Annotated in this window: 15 protein-coding genes and 1 other RNA gene; 3 read left to right on the forward strand and 13 right to left on the reverse strand. The window is 68.8% G+C overall.

From position 1 onward, the window contains the following. Position 1 precedes the first annotated feature (1 nt). The 8 genes from ACFFJ7_RS19925 to ACFFJ7_RS19960 form a co-directional block, all read right to left on the reverse strand. Complete coding sequence (locus ACFFJ7_RS19925; RefSeq protein ID WP_377594755.1) at positions 2-1,519, reverse strand: UDP-N-acetylmuramoylalanyl-D-glutamyl-2,6-diaminopimelate--D-alanyl-D-alanine ligase; 1,518 nt, start codon at positions 1,517-1,519, stop codon at positions 2-4. Then, positions 1,516-2,994, reverse strand: a complete 1,479-nt coding sequence (locus ACFFJ7_RS19930; protein ID WP_377594756.1) for a UDP-N-acetylmuramoyl-L-alanyl-D-glutamate--2,6-diaminopimelate ligase — start codon at positions 2,992-2,994, stop codon at positions 1,516-1,518. The genes ACFFJ7_RS19925 and ACFFJ7_RS19930 overlap by 4 nt, the downstream gene beginning before the upstream one ends. A gap of 36 nt (positions 2,995-3,030) precedes the next feature. Beyond that, complete coding sequence (locus ACFFJ7_RS19935; RefSeq protein WP_166955077.1) at positions 3,031-4,833, reverse strand: peptidoglycan D,D-transpeptidase FtsI family protein; 1,803 nt, start codon at positions 4,831-4,833, stop codon at positions 3,031-3,033. 34 nt (positions 4,834-4,867) lie between these two features. After that, the gene (gene ftsL, locus ACFFJ7_RS19940; RefSeq protein ID WP_246225403.1) at positions 4,868-5,257 is read right to left on the reverse strand and encodes a cell division protein FtsL; all 390 of its coding nucleotides are present in this window, start codon (positions 5,255-5,257) and stop codon (positions 4,868-4,870) included. Continuing rightward, a complete protein-coding gene (gene rsmH, locus ACFFJ7_RS19945; RefSeq protein ID WP_377594759.1) occupies positions 5,257-6,297 on the reverse strand; it encodes a 16S rRNA (cytosine(1402)-N(4))-methyltransferase RsmH in 1,041 nt (346 codons plus the stop codon). The genes ftsL and rsmH overlap by 1 nt, the downstream gene beginning before the upstream one ends. Next, a complete protein-coding gene (locus tag ACFFJ7_RS19950) occupies positions 6,294-6,779 on the reverse strand; it encodes a division/cell wall cluster transcriptional repressor MraZ (RefSeq protein ID WP_166955073.1) in 486 nt (161 codons plus the stop codon). The genes rsmH and ACFFJ7_RS19950 overlap by 4 nt, the downstream gene beginning before the upstream one ends. Positions 6,780-7,162: 383 nt before the next feature. Further along, positions 7,163-7,555, reverse strand: an RNA gene (rnpB, locus tag ACFFJ7_RS19955) — RNase P RNA component class A. A gap of 57 nt (positions 7,556-7,612) precedes the next feature. Next, the gene (locus ACFFJ7_RS19960) at positions 7,613-8,452 is read right to left on the reverse strand and encodes a lytic transglycosylase domain-containing protein (RefSeq protein WP_377594761.1); all 840 of its coding nucleotides are present in this window, start codon (positions 8,450-8,452) and stop codon (positions 7,613-7,615) included. Positions 8,453-9,017: 565 nt separating this feature from the next. Here ACFFJ7_RS19960 and ACFFJ7_RS19965 point away from each other — a divergent pair. Then, positions 9,018-9,251: a YMGG-like glycine zipper-containing protein gene (locus tag ACFFJ7_RS19965; RefSeq protein WP_166955070.1), complete on the forward strand. Its 234-nt coding sequence runs from the start codon at positions 9,018-9,020 to the stop codon at positions 9,249-9,251. Between the two features lie 90 nt (positions 9,252-9,341). Then, positions 9,342-10,157 (forward strand): N-acetylmuramoyl-L-alanine amidase, encoded by an 816-nt coding sequence (locus ACFFJ7_RS19970; protein ID WP_377594764.1) that lies wholly within the window; start codon positions 9,342-9,344, stop codon positions 10,155-10,157. Positions 10,158-10,166: 9 nt separating this feature from the next. Here the strand turns inward: ACFFJ7_RS19970 and ACFFJ7_RS19975 are convergent, their stop codons facing one another. From ACFFJ7_RS19975 to ACFFJ7_RS19985, 3 genes are all read right to left on the reverse strand, one after another. Next, positions 10,167-11,648 carry an AMP nucleosidase gene (locus ACFFJ7_RS19975; protein WP_166955068.1) on the reverse strand — a complete coding sequence of 494 codons (1,482 nt, stop codon included), beginning with the start codon at positions 11,646-11,648 and terminating at the stop codon, positions 10,167-10,169. Positions 11,649-11,690: 42 nt separating this feature from the next. Next, positions 11,691-13,019 (reverse strand): LysM peptidoglycan-binding domain-containing protein, encoded by a 1,329-nt coding sequence (locus ACFFJ7_RS19980; protein ID WP_377594766.1) that lies wholly within the window; start codon positions 13,017-13,019, stop codon positions 11,691-11,693. A 107-nt stretch (positions 13,020-13,126) separates the two neighbouring features. Beyond that, the gene (locus ACFFJ7_RS19985) at positions 13,127-13,252 is read right to left on the reverse strand and encodes a hypothetical protein (RefSeq protein WP_281351147.1); all 126 of its coding nucleotides are present in this window, start codon (positions 13,250-13,252) and stop codon (positions 13,127-13,129) included. On the opposite strand from ACFFJ7_RS19985, the gene ACFFJ7_RS19990 reads away from it, so the two are divergent. After that, positions 13,251-13,859: an LOG family protein gene (locus tag ACFFJ7_RS19990; RefSeq protein ID WP_166955064.1), complete on the forward strand. Its 609-nt coding sequence runs from the start codon at positions 13,251-13,253 to the stop codon at positions 13,857-13,859. The two genes, ACFFJ7_RS19985 and ACFFJ7_RS19990, sit on opposite strands and share 2 nt — an antisense overlap. Here the strand turns inward: ACFFJ7_RS19990 and cysS are convergent, their stop codons facing one another. Continuing rightward, a complete protein-coding gene (gene cysS / locus ACFFJ7_RS19995) occupies positions 13,860-15,314 on the reverse strand; it encodes a cysteine--tRNA ligase (protein WP_377594956.1) in 1,455 nt (484 codons plus the stop codon). A gap of 209 nt (positions 15,315-15,523) precedes the next feature. Then, complete coding sequence (mgtE, locus tag ACFFJ7_RS20000) at positions 15,524-16,900, reverse strand: magnesium transporter (RefSeq protein WP_377594769.1); 1,377 nt, start codon at positions 16,898-16,900, stop codon at positions 15,524-15,526. Positions 16,901-16,933 lie beyond the last annotated feature (33 nt).

The following is a 16,933-nucleotide window of genomic DNA, read 5'->3' on the forward strand; positions in this document are numbered from 1 at the left end:
GTCAGGCGGTGCGGGCGCCATTCGTGTTCACCGCCGGGAAATGGTTCTTCAGCGCCGCGACGATGCGCGACACTTTCGTGCCGTTCGATCCCTTGACCATGACGGCATCGCCGGCGCGGACGGTGCGCAGGACAGCGCCCTCAAGTTCGGCCGGCGTTTCGGCATACGCCCCGCGCGTCTCGGGTGCAAGGGCGCGCCACAGGTGATGCATGGCCGGGCCCGCCGCGAAGACGAGATCGATATCGTTGTCCACGATGGGGCCGTTCAGCGCCGCGTGCAGGCCGGCGCTGTCGGCACCCAGCTCCAGCATGTCGGCGAGCACCGCGATGCGCCTGCCGCGCAGGCCGACGTCCGCCTGCCCCAGCATGTTGAGCGCCGCCGTCATCGATGACGGATTGGCGTTGTAGCTCTCGTCGATCAGCAGGAACGCGCCTTCCGGATCGCTGAACTCGCCACCGGGCGCGGACAGCCGCACGCGCTCGCCGCGCCCCTCGGGGGGAGCGAGCTGGCCGAGCGCCAGCGCCGCCAGCGCGAGGTCGCCGCCCACCGCCTGGACGGCCGCGAGCACCGCGAGGCTGTTGAGCGCGATATGCCGCCCGGGCGAGCCGATGCGGTACACCACCGGCGCGCCGAACACCTGCGCCTCGACCACCGTCATCTCCGGCTTCAGGATGATCCGTTGGGCGCGCACGTCCGCCTGCTCATGCTCGCCGAAGGAAACGATCCGCCCGGCGCGGGAGGCGAGCGCATGCGCCTTCAGCCGCTCGAACTGGTCGTTGTCGCGGTTGAGGATGGCGACGCCGCCCGGCTCAAGCCCCGCAAAAATCTCACCCTTGGCATCCGCGATCGCCGCGACGGAGGGGAAGTATTCGAGGTGAACCGGCCCCACCGTGGTGACGATGGCCACGTGCGGGCGCACCATCTGCGACAGCGGCCGCACCTCGCCCGGCGCGTTCATGCCGATCTCGAAGATGCCGTATTGCGTGCGCCGCGGCATGCGCGCCAGCGACAGCGGCACGCCCCAATGGTTGTTGTAGGAGGCCGCGGAGGCATGCGTGCGCCCCTGGCCGCCGAGCGCCATCCGCAGCGCCTCCTTCGTGCTCGTCTTACCGACGGAGCCGGTGACCGCGATGACATGCGCGCGCGCGCGGGCCCGCGCCGCACGGCCGAGCGAGACGAGCGCGGCGAGCACGTCGTTCACCACGTAGAGCGGCCCCGTGCCTTGGAGCTGCGGCGCGTGCGCCTCGTCGACGACGGCCGCCGCCGCGCCGTTTTCCAGTGCCTGCGCGACATAGGCATGGCCGTCGCTGTTGCCGCCCCTGACGGCGAAGAACAGGTCGCCCGGCGCGAGCGTGCGCGTGTCGATGGAGATGCCTGTGACCCGGTCGGGCAGGCCGTCAGCGGCACGGGCGTTCAGCGCCGGGATGAGGTCGAGCCCCGACCAGAGCACCTCGGCGGGCGGTTGGGGCGCGCGGGGGGCAACCGAATCGGCATCCCCCGGCCGGATGGCAAGCGTCATGATGTCAGCTCCGCGACGGCGGCGAGCACCGCCTCGTGATCAGAAAAGTGAACCGTGGTTGACCCGATGATCTGGCCCGTTTCATGGCCTTTTCCGGCCACGACGAAGATATCCCCCGGTTGCAGCAGCCGCACGCCGTGGCGGATGGCCGCGAGACGGTCACCGATCTCGATCACGTCGGCACCCGACACCTCGCGCGCCGCCGCCAGAATGGCCGCGCGGATGGCGGCGGGCTCCTCGGAACGCGGATTGTCGTCGGTGACGATGGCGACGTCAGCCTTGCGCGCCGCGATGGCGCCCATCAGCGGCCGCTTGCCCCTGTCGCGGTCGCCGCCCGCGCCGAAGGCCACGACGAGCCGGCCCGTCGCGTAGCCGCGCAGGGTGTCGAGCACGGCGCCCAGCGCATCGGGCTTGTGGGCGTAATCCACCACGACGAGCGCGCCGTTAACCTCCGCGACCCGTTCCAGCCTTCCCCGCACGCCCTGAAGCGTCTCCAGCGCGGAGAATACGGCATCGGCCTCCTCCCCCGCCGCGATGGCGAGGCCGGCGGCGACGAGCGCATTCGAGGCCTGGAAATCGCCCGCGAGCGGCAGGCGGATGTCGCGGGTCACGCCCGCATGGCGGAGCGTCAGGCGCTGCGCGAAGCCCTCGCGCGCCGCGTTCAGCAGCGCGATCTCCCCGCCCGCCCTGCCGACGCCGACGAGCGGCAGGCCCCGGCGACGCGCGACCTCGGCCACGCGCGCGGCCTCCGGCGAATCGGCGTTGACGACGGCGGGCGCGCCGTCGGGCAGCAGGTCCGCGAACAGCCGCAGCTTGGCCGCGAGATAGGATTCGATGTCCGGATGGTAGTCGAGATGGTCGCGCCCCAGATTGGTGAAGGCTGCCGCCGTCAGGCGCACACCGTCGAGCCGGTGCTGGTCGAGGCCGTGGGAGGACGCCTCGAACGCCAGATGCGTCACGCTCTCGCCCGCGAGCTGGTCAAGCGTCTTGTGCAGGCTGATGCTGTCCGGCGTCGTCAGCGAGCCGTAGACCGCGCCGGACGGCGCGACGACGCCGATGGTGCCGAGGCTCGCCGCCTGGCGGCCGGCGCGCAGGAATATCTGGCGCGTGAAATCCACCACGGAACTCTTGCCGCTGGTGCCGGTGACGGCGACGATCCTCTCCGGCTGGCGGGGGTAGAACCTCGCTGCCGCCAGCGCCACGGCCCGGCGCACGTCGGCGACCTGAACATAGGCGACGGAGGGCGGCAGGGCAGCGGGACGCGCGGCCTCCCCCACGACCGCGGCCGCGCCCTTCGCCGCCGCGTCCGCAGCGAAGGCGAGGCCGTCCGCCCGGTTGCCCGGCACGGCGAAGAACACGTCACCGGCAGCGACAGCGCGCGAGTCGAGGCGCAGCCCCGTCACCCGGATATCGGGAACGGCGACGCCCGGCAGCAGCTCGGCGAGGGCGGCCGCGCCGCGATCGTTGTCCGCCATGTCACAGCCTCCCACGGTCATCGCCCGTCATGCACGTCAGAGCCCCCAGGCGCCCAGCCGCGCCATGGTGGGGAACGGATTGGCCGGCTCATCGAAGCGCGGCGGCAGGCCGAGCAGCGGCGCCACCCGCGCCATGATCTTGCCCGTCGTCACGCCCGCGTTCCAGGCGGCGGTTGCGTAGCCGTAGCTGTCCGCCGTTGCCTGCGGCTCGTCGTAGACAGTCAGGAACAGGTATTTGGGATCGTCCGCCGGCAGCACTGTCATGAAGGTGGTGAAGTTCTTGTTCTTGGCGTAGCGGCCGTTGATGACCTTGTCCGCAGTGCCCGTCTTGCCGCCCACGAAGTAACCCGGCACATCGGCCTTGCGCGCCGACCCCTTCGTCGCGTTGAGGCGCATGACGAAGCGCATGGCCTCGCTCGTTTCGGGCTTGATGACCTGCGGCGCGTTCGCCCGCGCCTCCTGCTCCGTGCGCAGCAGGAAGGTGGGGTTGACGAGCTGCCCGCCGTTCACCAGCGCGCCGACGGCCGCCGCCGCCTGCATGGGCGCCACCGCGAGGCCGTGGCCGTAGGAGATGGTGATGGTGTTCAGCTCGCCCCAGTTGGGCGGCAGCAGCGGCGCGGAGCTTTCCGGCATTTCCGTGCGCATGCGGTCGAGCTGGCCCATCTTCTTGAGGAACGCCTTGTGCGCCGGCACGCCCTGCTGCAGGGCCATGCGGGCAGTGCCGATGTTCGACGAATAGATGAAGATTTCCGGCACGTTGAGAATGCGGTTCTTGCCGTGGTAGTCCTTGATGGTGAAGCGGCCGTAATGCAGGCCGCCGCGCGCGTCGTAGGTGGAGTTGATGTTGGCCTTGCCGGAGTCGAGGCCCATGGCCAGCGTCAGCGCCTTGAAGGTCGAGCCCATCTCGAACACGCCGACGATCATGCGGTTGATGCGGTCGGGCTGCAATGCATCGACAGGATTGTTGGGATCGTAGTCGGGCAGCGAGACGAGCGAAACCACCTCGCCCGTGTTCACGTCGAGGATGAGGGAGGCTGCCGCTTTCGCCCGGAAGTACGCCAGGCCCTTCACCAGCTCGTCGCGCGCCGCAGCCGTGGCGCGCAGGTCGAGCGACAGGCGCACCGGCTCCAGATCGTCGGCGGAGCGGGCGAAGCCGTAGCCGGCCAGCGCCTTCAGCCCCTGGTTGTCCATGTATTTCTCGATGCCGGCGATGCCTTCGTTGTCCACGTTGGCGAAGCCGAGCACGTGCGCGCCAATGGGGCCGTTCGGGTAGACGCGCTTGTTCTCCGGCACGAAGCCGACGCCGGGAATGCCAAGACGGTGCACCTCCGCCTGCTGACGCGGCGTGATCTGGCGCTTGACCCAGACGAAGCCCTTGCTGGTACTGAGCTTGTCGCGCAGTTCACGCGCGTCGAGATCGGGCAGGACGGCGGTCAGCAGCTCGGTCGCCTCGTCGGCGTCGATGATGTTGCGCGGCTCGGCGAATACCGACACCGTCTTGATGTCGGTGGCGAGCACGACGCCGTTGCGGTCGATGATATCCGGACGGGCCGCCGCCACCGTGGTGCCGCCCCTGAACTCGTTCGGCGCCTTGGGATGCATCGCCATCCACGACAGGCGGCCGATCAGCGTGGCGAACAGCACGACGAAGAACGCCCCCACCAGCGTCACCCGCTGGCCGGAGCGGTCGGACCGCATGCGGAAGAGATCGCGCACGAACAGCCACAGGCGCGCGCCGCGCGAGAGGTGCGGCTGCGGCGCCTCCTCGTAGACGGGCATACCCCGCGGGCCGGCGCCGGCGGCATCGCGTCCGTTCATCTCGTCCATCGCCTCTGTCATGACACCCTCTCGTCGATCCGTTCCATGTCGGGCCTCACGGGGTCGCCGTCGAGCCCGCCCGCCCGCCCTGCGGGCCGGAGGGCGTGCTGGTGGACATCGACAGTCCCAGCGACTCAAGCTTCTTGCCGATCTCGTCCACTTTCGCCCGGCGCTCCGGGATATCCGCGAAACGCACGATCTGCCCGATCTGGAGCGGCTGCGTGTCGAGATACTTGCCCGCGAGCACGGTCAGGCGGTCGGGACGCACATGAAACTGCCAGTCGGCGCGGGAGGCGGCGATGGCATCCTTCTCGCGCTGGATTTGCGCCTTCAGCTTGGACAGCTTCTCGGCATAGAAAATCGATTCGTACTTGATCGAATAGGCGTAGCCGGCCGAGCCGATCAGCGCCAACACCGCCAGGACGTGCAGCAGACGTACCAGCATCACCGCCCCCTCTTGCGAAAACGCCGCTCCGGCAACGTAGCCAGCGACATCACCGATTCATCCTCTTCCCGTGCCGGCGCGTCGGTGCGCTCGGCCGCCCGCAGCTTGGCCGAACGCGCGCGCGGGTTGGCGCGGCATTCAGCCTCGGACGGCGCCACCGCGCCGCGGGTGACTAGCCGGAAGGTCGGCGCCTCGCCCGCTTCCTCGGGCAGATGGCGCGAGCCGCCGCCGGCGCGGCCCGCGCGGCGGGCCAGGAACTGCTTGACGATACGATCTTCCAGTGAATGAAAGGTCACCACGGCCAGCCTTCCGCCCGGCCGCAGCAGGCGCTCGGCGGCATGCAGCGCCCGCGCGAGTTCGCCGAGTTCGTCGTTGACATAGATGCGCAACGCCTGGAACGTGCGGGTCGCCGGATGCGGCCCGTGCGGCTCGGCCCAGACGACGGATGCGACGAGATCGGCGAGTTCCTTCGTCGTCGCGATGGGCGCCGCCGCCCGCCGCTCCACGATGGCCCGCGCCACGGCGCGCGCGCGCCGCTCCTCGCCGAAATTGTAGATGATATCGGCGAGCAGCGCCTCATCCGCCGTATTGACCACCTCGTCCGCGCTCTCGCCCGCCTGCGCCATGCGCATGTCGAGCGGGCCGTCGAAGCGCAGCGAGAAGCCGCGCTCGCCCTCGTCGATCTGCATGGAGGACACGCCGATATCGAGCACAACGCCGTCGAGGCGATCCGCGCCCTGCCCTCGCGCCGCCGCCTCCATCGCGCCGAAGACCGTTTCCACCAGCGCGAGCCGCCCGCCCGCCGCCGCGACGAGCGGCGCACCTGCGGCGATCGCGTCGGGATCGCGGTCGAGCGCGATGACCCGCGCGCCGGGAACGGCGAGGATGGCGGACGTATAGCCGCCCGCGCCGAAAGTGCCGTCGAGGTAGAGGCCGCCGTCGCGCGGGGCGAGCGCTGCGAGCACCTCCCCCAGAAGCACGGGAACGTGACGGGCCGGTCCGCCTGCGACGCCGGCCGGGCCGTCGTCGCGACCCGTCATCGTTCCCGCGCTCCCGAAACCGCGGCTGGCACGCCGGATTGTCCGCCGAGCGCCTTCTTCAACGCCCGCACCTTCTCCCGCGCCGCGTCGAGGTGCGCGCGGAAGCGCTCCGGCTCCCACATCTGGAACTTGTACCCGTGCCCCACGAAGGTCACCGCCTGCGTCAGGCCCGCATGCTCGCGCAGCCCTTCCGTCAGGATGATGCGCCCTTCCGGGTCCACCTTGAGAATCTCGCTCGTGCCAAGCAGCGCCGTCGACAGATGGTCGCGCTCGTCCGAATAGGGCGGAAGCGTCGACAGCAGCCCATCGATCTCCCGCAACAGAAGGTTGCCCCCGGCGTCGAGCGCCGGGCTGTCCAGAGCCGGATGCACGTAAAGCCCCTCGAAACCGTCCCGCGCCAGCACCGCCCGGAACGACGCGGGGATCGACACCCGCCCCTTGGCGTCCAGCCGGTTGGTGAAGTTGGATACGAACCGATCCATGAAGCCCATATCCGCAGAGCCGCAGCCCGATCGCGGCGTTATCCGCCGCCCTCACCAACAAGGCCGCCGTCACGACCGCGACGCGCGCCCGCAACATCGGGCGAAAGCGCTGGCCGGCAAGGCAATTCGCCCGATGGGCAAACCGCGTCCGGCCGATCGCGAACGGGATGATTTGGGATATCATGGGATGCCATGGTCGTCAATGGAATCACGGCCACCGCGGCCGGGATTTCCACCCCCATCACAACCGCGTTAGGGTTAATGAACCGTTGAATCGGAACGGATTTCGCGCATTCCGGAAAAAATTCGCGCTATCCCATGAAAAAGAAAAACGTCCGGCCGAAAAAATAAGGCTGCGGATGCCTCGCGGCATCCGCAGCCTTGATGTCAGTCGGCCTGTAAGCCGGGTTCTGTATGGCGGATGCCCTGCGGCACCCGCGTGACGACCATTCATCTGGGACGGCTGTCGCCAGCCGCCTCTGGCAACCAACCCGGATAACCGGCGCGGAAACGCGCCTGACGGCCCGGCGGACCGGACCGTCCGTCATCCCTATTCGGTTTTGCTCCCGGTGGGGTTTACCTTGCCGTTCCCGTTACCGGGCCCGCGGTGCGCTCTTACCGCACCCTTTCACCCTTACCCCGGACGCATCCGGGGCGGTTTGCTTTCTGTGGCACTTTCCCTGGGGTCGCCCCCGCCGGACGTTATCCGGCACCGTGTTTCCGTGGAGCCCGGACTTTCCTCTGCCCTTCCGGACAGCGGCCGTCCGGCCGGCTGACATAGTGCGAGATAAGGTCATGCGCACGCGCGGTCAAGTGCAAGTCTGTAGCCGCCTTCAGTCGACGACGACCGTACCGGTGTTTCCGGTCCCCGCCTGTGCCACCTTCTCGCGCGCCAGGCTGGCGGCGATGGTGCGCACCTTGGCGCAGTAGGCGAGATTGGCGCGGTTGATGCGTCGGGCGTAGTGCCCGCTCTGGTAGCGCATCACCGTGCCGCAGGTGTCGCCGCCCGCGAGCCGATAGGCCTGGCCCAGATATTTCATGCCATACATGAGATTGGTCTCGGGCTCCATCAGCCCGCCGGCACCACCGCGATAGCCCATTCCGCGCGCCGTCGCCGGCTTGATCTGCATCAGCCCGACGGCGCCGCCGTTGCTGACGCGCGGCTGATAGCGGCTCTCCACCCGCACCACCGCGTCGCCCAGCGCGAAGGGCACACCGTTGGCGGCAGCGTGCTTGGCGATCAGCGCCCGGTAGCGCTCACGCGCCGGCTGATGATAGCCGAGCGGCTGCCCCCCCGTGAGAGTGCGGGAAACCCGCTCTGGCTCAACGGCCGCAAGCGCCGGCGGCGCAACGATCGCCCGCTTGCCGCGCGGTGCCTTGCCGCGCGACGCCTTGTCGGCACGGAATTTTCCGGATGAGCGCCTCTCGATGGAAGGTTTATCAAGGGAAGGCCCTCTGCGGGAGGCCCTGTCCGTTCCGCCTGCGTCCGCGACGGCGGCGCGCTTTCCGGCGGGAGCCTTGCCCGGCGCGACTGTCGCCGCCGCGGCAAGGGCCCTGGCCTTCTCGGCGGCCAGGAACTCATAAACACCTGCGTTATCCGATGCATACGCGGGAACCGCGCCCAAAGCGCCGGCCAATACGCCGGCCAGCGCGAACATCTGTACTCTATTCAATCCAATGCTCCTTGGCCGACCCGACGCTGATACGCCCGCGCCCCGATGGCGGGACGGCTTGACGATCCAGCCAGCGGCAGGCCGACAGAAAGCCTTCGGAGCGCAGACACGCTCCGTCCGGACATGACACAACAACTGCGGAAGATGCCGCCCCCGATCGGGCACGGCCCGGTGCGCGGCCAGAACATCAGCGCACCGGATCAGCTTATCCGGATGGGTACAAGTTCATGACAGACATGACACCAGTCTCCGCATGCCCCCCGGCCACGAACAGACGTACATTCAGCGGGCAAATGCGGCGATCTTCTGGCACAATAATAAATCATGTAAATTTATATATTAAGATTTATAAAAGTTAATCATTTTACATAAAATTTACATTCCATTATCCATTCTTTTCTTTTCATTTCCGCAGATATAAAGTTTTCGTGATGCGGCAAAAAATTGACGGGCCGCATGTCGTGCCTTCCCGTGTGCAAATAAGCTATAAAAAGGCTGCATTTTCCGCTCTTGCCCGTGGCGGTTTTCCCGCGGGCGAGGTTTTTGCAAGCATTCGGAGGTCATCATGGTCACGTCACGGCTTGTCGGTCTGGTCGCTGTGGGGGCGCTGGCGCTCTCGCTCGGTGCCTGCAGCTCGAATCCCCGTCAACGCACGGTGGAGGGGGCGTTGATCGGCGGCGCCACCGGCGCGGTCGTCGGCGGTGCGGCGACGGGCCGCGCGGGCGGTGCGCTCGCCGGCGGCGCCATCGGCGCGGCGGGCGGCGCGATCATCGGCCACGCCACGGCACCCAGAAGGTAGGAACAGTTCCGCGCGGCGGTTTGCGGGCATGAGGCGAAGCGGATATAGAAGTCTGCCATTGACGCTCTCACCGTTCACGGCCCGCCCGACATGACATCCAGCCCCGGCACCATGGCCCGCCCCACACCCGACAGTCCCGTCGCGTCGAAGGTGTTCCCGTCTCCCAACCACGGCGCGCGCGCCGCGAAGGCCGGCGGGGAAGGCGCGGCGCGCCGGCCGGACATCCTGCTGCTGCACTACACGGACATGAGCGATTCCGGGCAGGCGCTCAATCGGCTTTGCGACGCGACGTCGGAGGTATCCGCGCATTACTTCGTGTTCGAGAACGGGCACATCCTGCAGCTCGTGCCGGAGGCGCGGCGGGCGTGGCACGCGGGGGCGGCCGTGTGGGGCGAGGAGCGCGACATCAATTCCGCCTCCATCGGCATCGAGATCGCCCACCCCGGCCATTACCGCGAACCGGCGCAGCCGGAGGCGATGCCGCCCTATCCGCCCACGCAGATCGAGGCGGTGATCGCGCTTGCGCGCGACATCGTCGCTCGCTGGGGCATCCGCGCCGACCGGGTGCTCGCCCATTCCGACGTCGCGCCGCTGCGCAAGCGCGACCCGGGCGAAGCCTTCCCGTGGCAGGAACTGGCGAAGGCGGGCGTCGGCCACTGGGTGCCGCCGGCGCCGCTGCGCGGCGGGCGTTTTCTCTCACCGGGCGAGCGCGGCCAGCCGGTCGAGGCGCTGCAGGCAATGCTGGCGCTGTATGGCTACGGCCTCGACATCGATGGCCACTACGGCATCGCCACGGAAGCGGCGGTGCGCGCCTTCCAGCGCCATTTCCGGCCCGAGCGCGTCGACGGCATCGCGGACGCCTCCACCATCACCACCCTGCGCGACCTGATCGCCGCGCGGCCGTGAGAATCGATATTACCTGAACGGCGGTTCGTCGAAGCTGCGCAGCTTGCGCGAGTGCAGGGAATGCAGCTGGCTGCGCAGCAGGTCGAGCGCGGCGAGGCCGATGCGCAGGTGCTGCTCCACGGACCGCTCGTAGAAGGCGTTCGCCGCCCCTGGCAGCTTGATCTCGCCGTGCAGCGGCTTGTCGGAAACGCAGAGCAGCGTGCCGTAGGGCACACGCAGCCGAAAGCCCTGCGCGGCGATGGTGCCGCTTTCCATATCCACGGCGATGGCGCGCGAGAGGTTGATCAGCCGCCGCTCCTGCGACCAGCGCAACTCCCAGTTGCGGTCGTCATAGGTCACGACGGTGCCGGTGCGCAGGCGCCTCTTCAATGTCTCTCCGCGCTCGCCGGTGACGCTCGCGGCCGCCTCCTGCAGCGCCACCTGCACTTCGGCCAGCGCCGGGATCGGGATTTCCGGCGGAATCGCCCGGTCGAGGATGTTGTCCTGCCGCAGATAGGCATGCGCCAGCACATAGTCGCCGATGGACTGCGACTGGCGCAGGCCCCCGCAATGGCCGATCATCAGCCAGCAATGCGGGCGTAGCACGGCGAGATGGTCCGTGATGTTCTTGGCATTCGCCGGCCCCACGCCGATGTTGACAAGCGTGACGCCGTGGCCGTCCTCCGCCACGAGATGATAGGCCGGCATCTGGAAGCGATGCCAGGCGACGCCGGCCGCGAGTGCGACGGCCTCGTCCTCCGGCGTGCCACGCTCGATCACCGTGTTGCCGGGCAACACGAGCCGCGTGTAGCGCCCGCCTTCCCGCAGATAGGTGAGGCCGATGCGGATGAACTGGTCCACATAACGGTGGTAGTTCGTCAGCAGGATCCACGGCTGCACGTGCCGCCAGTCCGTGCCGGTGTAGTGCACCAGACGGCGCAGCGAAAAGTCGACCCGCGCGGCATCGAAAAGCGACAGCGGCAGCGGGCGCCCCGCCTCGTAGCGCCACAGCCCGTCCGCCACTTCGTCGCCCACCTCGATGAGGTTGGGCACCGGAAAATGGCGGGCCAGTTCCGCCACCGTGCTGCCCGCGCCGAGTTCGTTGCCGCGCGCGATCACATATGGATAGGGAATTTGCTGCGTCCCGCGCCCGACCAGCACCCGCGCCGAAAAATCCTGGATCAGGTGGCTGAGCTGGTCGACGAGATAGTCGCGGAACGCCGCCGGCTGGGTGACGGTCGTCGCGTAGATACCGGAGCGCTGGAACTTCGCATAGGCGCGCGCGCTCACCGGAATCGACCCGTCCGGCTCGTAGACCACGCGCAATTCCGGATAGCAGAACGCCGCCCGCGTTTCGGCGTCGGGCGTGACGCGCGTCGTCACATAGGCGTCGAGCGCCTCGCGCTCGGCGGCGACGGCGGCATCGTGCAGGATAACGAGCTGGTCGACCGCCTCTCCGGCGTTCGCGCATGCGACGAAGCCGGCGGCCGTGCCGGCGGGGACGAGGCTCATCCGCGCGTTCCTCTGCGAATCATGGCCGCACGACCGGAACGGTCACTGCACCACAACCGGATTTTCCGGGTCGCCCGGCAGGACGAACAACTGCCCCGGATAGATCAGGTTCGGATTGCGAATCTGGTTCTGGTTGGCGCCATAGATCACGGTATAGCGCGTACCCTGGCCATAGACACGCCGGCTGATGCGCCACAGGCTGTCTCCGCGCTCCACGCGCGTGGTGCGCACCTCCGGCACCACGACATGCGATGCATCGCCCGCGGCCCCGTCCGCCTGTCCGGTGAGCGCCGGCGCCTCGCCAGGCGCCGCCAGCCGCGTCCCGTCCATCTCGAACGGCACTTCCGCGCGCGACACCACCGTCGCGCTGCCGGGCGCCACCTCGTCCAGGCGCACGCGATAATCGCCGTCGCCGAGGCCGGAGCCGATACTGAAGGCGAGCTGCCCGGCGGGCGAGGCTTTCGCGGCGGCAAGATAGCTGTCGTTCAGGTAAAGCCGCACGGAGGAGCCCGGCGGCGCCTGTCCCGAAACGTAGAGCCGTCCGGCTTCCGCCTCCACCGTGGTCACGGAAACGGCGGAGGGCGGCGGCGTGGCCTCCTGCTTGCCGTCCGCGCCCGCCGGCGCGGTCTGTCCGTTGCCGGCGGCGCCGTTGATGCCGGGGCCGGAGAGCACCAGCGTCGGCCTGTCCGGCTCCGCCAGCGCCACCACCGGCGGCGAGCGCCGATCCCCGGCAATGACCACGGTGACGGACTGGCGGGACTCCGTCACCTTGCCGTCGCCGGCGATCTCGCGCAGGGTCAGTTCGTGGTCGCCGGGCGGCAGCGGCGGCGGTGTCAGGGCGAAAGCGCCGGAGTTCTGCGCCTCGGCTCGGTCGTGCACGCGCCCGTTGACGAGCAGCTCCACGGCGCTGCCCGGCGTCACCCGGCCGGCGACGACCGAATCTCCCTCCGGCCCGACGCGCACAACGTCGAAACTCGGCATCGGCACCTGGCGGAGCGCCTCCTGCCCGGGAGCGGCGACGGGCTGGGTGGCCGGTGACTGGCCGGTCACGGAGTTGCCTATCACGGAGTTGCCGGTCGCGGATTGGCCGGCGGGGATCGGAGAAGCTGGCGCCTCCCCCCCGGCGATCGCGAGCGGCTGCGACGAATCCGATGGCGCGCGCGCGTCGGCGGAAGTTCCGGCCGGGGCCGGCGCTTTCTCGCCGGATGTGGCGGGCTGGCCGGAAATGGCGGTCTGCTGCGGCGCCGGTTGCGTCGGCGTGCCGGACGGGGGCGTCCTGGCCGGCGGCAGGCCGAAAACAGCGAGGACGGCCGCCAGAACCGCAGCGCCTGCCGCAACGATCGCCGCCTGCCCCTTGCCCGATATGGCCATCCGCCGCCCCTCTCGCCTTCAGCCCATGCGCCGTAACCGTCACCTGCCGCACAATTGTCTTTATATACGCCACCAAAGCGCTTGTCGCGCCATACGAAAGGTCTGGCTCAAAAAACCGTGATCGTGACATCGATGCCGCCCCCGGCGGCGCGCGGCGCCGGCGCGTCTTTCGCGCGGGAGCGATGATGCACGCTCTTGACCGCGCCCTTGCGGCAGTTCAAACCATGCTGCATGAGCACGATTCGATCCATCTGCGTCTATTGCGGCTCCGGCAACGGCAACGACCCGATCTTCACCGAAGAGGCGGTCGCGCTCGGCACGGCCATGGCGGAAGCCGGCATCCGGCTGATCTATGGGGGTGGCAGCATCGGCCTGATGGGCACGACGGCCCGCGCGGTTCTGGAAGCCGGCGGCGAGGTCACGGGCATTATTCCCGACTTCCTGAAACAGCGCGAGAGCCTGCTGAAGGACGTGCAGGAAACCATCGTCGTGCCGGACATGCACACCCGCAAGCGGCTGATGTTCGAGCGCGCCGACGCCTTCGTCGCGCTGCCCGGCGGCATCGGCACGCTGGAAGAACTCGTCGAGCAGCTCACCTGGTCCCAGCTCGGGCGACACAAGAAGCCCATCCTGATGCTCGACACCAAGGGCTTCTGGCGCCCGCTGCTGTCGCTGTTCGCGCACATGAACTTCGCGGGTTTCATCCGCCCCGGGCTGAACGTCACCTATCTGGTGGCGGAAAAGGCCGACGACATCATCCCCATGCTCAATACCGCCGCCCACCGCGGCGCGCTGACGGAACCCGCGCCGGAAGCCGCGGTCATCGGCGAGCGGTTCTGATCAGCCCACCGACCAGCCGGTCGTGCCGTCCTTATTGTCGATCAGGGTGATCCCCTGTCCGGCGAGTTCGTTGCGGATGCGGTCCGCTTCCGCCCAGTTCTTCGCCGCCCGCGCGGCCCGTCGCGCCTCGATCGCCGCCTCGATGACGGCGGGGTCCACGGCAGGCGCTTCCTCATCCTTCGCGAACGGCGCCAGGTCTATCCCCAGAAGGTCGACGCCCGCCTTCAGCTCGGCGAAATGGCCGGCCGACTTCAGCCCGTGCAGCACGGTGATCGCCATGTGCGTGTTGAGATCGTCGGCGAGCGCCTCCAGCAGCGCCGCAGGCGGATGTTCCGCTGCCTCCACGCCCTCCGTCGCGCGCGCCCACGCCGCGAGCGTCGCCGCGCTCTCCTCCAGCCCCTTCACCGTCCAGTCGATGGGCTGGCGGTAGTGCGTGCGCAGCATCGCGAGCCGCAGCACAGCTCCCGGCCACGCCCGCCCGCCGAAGACCTCCGTCTCCAGCAGATCGTGGATGGTGATGAAGTTGCCGAGGGATTTCGACATCTTCTCACCCTCGACCTGTAGCAGGCCGTTGTGCAGCCAGTAGTTGGCCATGCGCGCCGTGTCCAGCGCGCAGCAGGTCTGCGCGATCTCGTTCTCGTGGTGGGGAAAAACCAGATCGATGCCGCCGGCGTGGATATCGAACGTCTGCCCGCCCGCGGGATCGTCGCAATGCAGCCGGCCGGCGAAGCGCTCGATCAGGTGGCGCCAGCTCATGGCGGAGCATTCGATGTGCCAGCCGGGCCGCCCCCGGCCCACGATGCCGGCGGGGCTCTCCCAGCCCGGCTCATGCTCGCCGGAAGGCTTCCACAGCACGAAGTCCATCGCGTCGCGCTTGTAGGGTGCGACGTCGACGCGCGCGCCTGCCAGCATGTCGTCCAGGGAGCGGCGTGCCAGCGCGCCGTAGTGCGGCGGCCGCCCGAGGCTGCGTTCAGCCGCCGCCTGCATGGCCGCGACGGAGAACAGCACGTGATCTTCCGCCACGTAGGCGAAGCCGCGCGCGATCAGCCGCCCGATCAGCTCGCGCATCTCGGCGATGTGCTCCGTGGCGCGCGGCTCCACAGTGGGCGCCAGCACGCCGAGCGCCTGCGTGTCCTTGCGGTACTGCGCCTCGGTGGTGGTGGTGACGCGGCGGATGGCCTCGTTCAGCGGCAGGTCGGGAAAGTCGCGCGCGGCACGGGCATTGATCTTGTCATCGACATCCGTGAAGTTGCGCACGTAGGTCACCGCCCCCGCGCCGTAGCGGTAGCGCAACAGGCGGAACACGAGATCGAACACGATGACCGGGCGCGCGTTGCCGATGTGAGCGTAGTCGTAGACGGTCGGGCCGCAGACGTACATGCGCACGGCCTGCGGATCGATCGGAACGAAGTCCTCCTTCGTCCGCGTCAGCGTGTTGTAGAATCGCAGCGTCAAAGAACCGTTGTCCTGCGCCGAAGGCATGCGTCGTTCCCCCATTCCCGCCGGGATGACGCGCCGATCTCATCAAGACAGGACGGCCCCGGCCAGCGTATTCCGCTAGCAGCAAAGCGCCGATGACGCGCAAATGATAGCCATCCCTGTCATGAAACGGTTATTTGCCCTTTCGGCGCGGGTCCGTCAAGAGCGGCTACCGCCGGCTGCGCTCAGATATAGATGGTCGTCGCGATGATGAAGAAGATCAGCACGCCGACGACGTCGTTGGACGTCGTGATGAAGACGCCGGTCGCGACGGCGGGGTCGAGCCGCAGGCGCTTCAGTGCGAGGGGAACGAGCGAGCCGATGACAGACGCCTGAACCGTGACGACAAGTAGCGAGAGCAGCGCCGTGATCGCCAGCATGAACGGCCGATCGATGCCGAGGAAGCCGGACAGGATCATGATGCCCGTGCCGATGATGAGGCCGACGATCGCGCCGTTGAGCAGCGCGCCGCCCAGCTCGCGCAACACGCGCCCCCAGATGTCGCCGACCCACAGCGCATTCGACGCCAGCGCCTGCACGGTGATCGTCGACGACTGGATGCCCGCGTTGCCGGCAAGCGACATGACGATGGGGATCAGGCTCGCCAGAATGGCGGCCTCCGTCAGCGCATCCTCGTAGGAGCCCACGACCAGCGCCGCGATGCTCGACCCGATGAGGCCGGCGGAAAGCCACGGCAGCCGACGCGGCACGATGCGGAGCGGGCCGTCCATGGCGCTGGCGTCGGCGGCGACGCCGGCCATCAGCTTCATGTCCTCCTCCACCTCCTCGCGGTCGATCTCGCGCAGTTCGGTGGCGGTGATGATGCCGACCAGCGCCCCGTTCGCGTCGACGACGGGCAGCACCGGCAGGTGCTCTCGCTCGGCGATGCGGGCCGCTTCCTCGCGGTCGGTGTCGGCCGCGACGGTAACGATGTCGGAGCGCATGATGGAGCCGACGGTCGCGTCCGTCGGGTGCAGCACCAGATCGCGGACCTTCAGATAGCCGACGAGCTGGCGGCCGCCGTTGGTGACGTAGACGGCATAGAGGCGGTCGATGACATCGGCACGCTGGCGGATCTCATCGATGGCCTGGCCCACCGTCCAGTCCTGCGGCACGGCGACGAGGCGGCGGCGCATGACGGCGCCCGCCGTCCCGTCGATATGGGTGATCGCAGCGCGCAGCGCCTCCGCCTGCGGGTGAGCGGCGAGCGCGGCCTCGACGAGATGCTCCGGCGCATCGACCAGAAAGTCGGCGGCATCGGCGATTGGCAGCTTCGCGGCGATCCGGGCGACGCGCTGCTCGCCCTCGGCGTCGAGCAGGTACTTGCGGATGTCGGGGTCGAGTTCCTCAAGCGTGGCGAGGCCCGGCGCGTCCGGCAGCAGCCGCAGCAGCACGCGGGCGCGCCTGGGCTTCAGCAGCAGGATGAGCCGCGCCGCCTCGGCGGGCGATAGCTGGCTCACGGCGGCGAGGTCGGCCCCGGCGTCACCCTTGAGCAGTTCGTTGAGACGTTCGAGAGGCTCCGCCTCACCTTGGGATGCGCGCCTCAATTCATCGATCAGCATGGTTCCGCCTCATGAATGACTGTTGCCGTCGGC

Source organism: Pseudochelatococcus lubricantis (genome assembly GCF_042432495.1).
Lineage (GTDB): Bacteria > Pseudomonadota > Alphaproteobacteria > Rhizobiales > Beijerinckiaceae > Pseudochelatococcus > Pseudochelatococcus lubricantis.

What these genes read in the sequence shown, in the direction of transcription:
- mgtE (WP_377594769.1), bottom strand. Translation starts at nt 16,900, where the DNA reads ATGCTGATCGATGAATTGAGGCGCGCATCCCAAGGTGAGGCGGAGCCT.
- ACFFJ7_RS19975 (WP_166955068.1), bottom strand. Translation starts at nt 11,648, where the DNA reads ATGAGCCTCGTCCCCGCCGGCACGGCCGCCGGCTTCGTCGCATGCGCG.
- ACFFJ7_RS19970 (WP_377594764.1), top strand. Translation starts at nt 9,342, where the DNA reads ATGACATCCAGCCCCGGCACCATGGCCCGCCCCACACCCGACAGTCCC.
- ACFFJ7_RS19985 (WP_281351147.1), bottom strand. Translation starts at nt 13,252, where the DNA reads ATGCAGCATGGTTTGAACTGCCGCAAGGGCGCGGTCAAGAGCGTGCAT.
- ACFFJ7_RS19925 (WP_377594755.1), bottom strand. Translation starts at nt 1,519, where the DNA reads ATGACGCTTGCCATCCGGCCGGGGGATGCCGATTCGGTTGCCCCCCGC.
- ACFFJ7_RS19980 (WP_377594766.1), bottom strand. Translation starts at nt 13,019, where the DNA reads ATGGCCATATCGGGCAAGGGGCAGGCGGCGATCGTTGCGGCAGGCGCT.
- ACFFJ7_RS19935 (WP_166955077.1), bottom strand. Translation starts at nt 4,833, where the DNA reads ATGACAGAGGCGATGGACGAGATGAACGGACGCGATGCCGCCGGCGCC.
- ACFFJ7_RS19950 (WP_166955073.1), bottom strand. Translation starts at nt 6,779, where the DNA reads ATGGATCGGTTCGTATCCAACTTCACCAACCGGCTGGACGCCAAGGGG.
- rsmH (WP_377594759.1), bottom strand. Translation starts at nt 6,297, where the DNA reads ATGACGGGTCGCGACGACGGCCCGGCCGGCGTCGCAGGCGGACCGGCC.
- ACFFJ7_RS19990 (WP_166955064.1), top strand. Translation starts at nt 13,251, where the DNA reads ATGAGCACGATTCGATCCATCTGCGTCTATTGCGGCTCCGGCAACGGC.
- ftsL (WP_246225403.1), bottom strand. Translation starts at nt 5,257, where the DNA reads ATGCTGGTACGTCTGCTGCACGTCCTGGCGGTGTTGGCGCTGATCGGC.
- ACFFJ7_RS19930 (WP_377594756.1), bottom strand. Translation starts at nt 2,994, where the DNA reads ATGGCGGACAACGATCGCGGCGCGGCCGCCCTCGCCGAGCTGCTGCCG.
- ACFFJ7_RS19965 (WP_166955070.1), top strand. Translation starts at nt 9,018, where the DNA reads ATGGTCACGTCACGGCTTGTCGGTCTGGTCGCTGTGGGGGCGCTGGCG.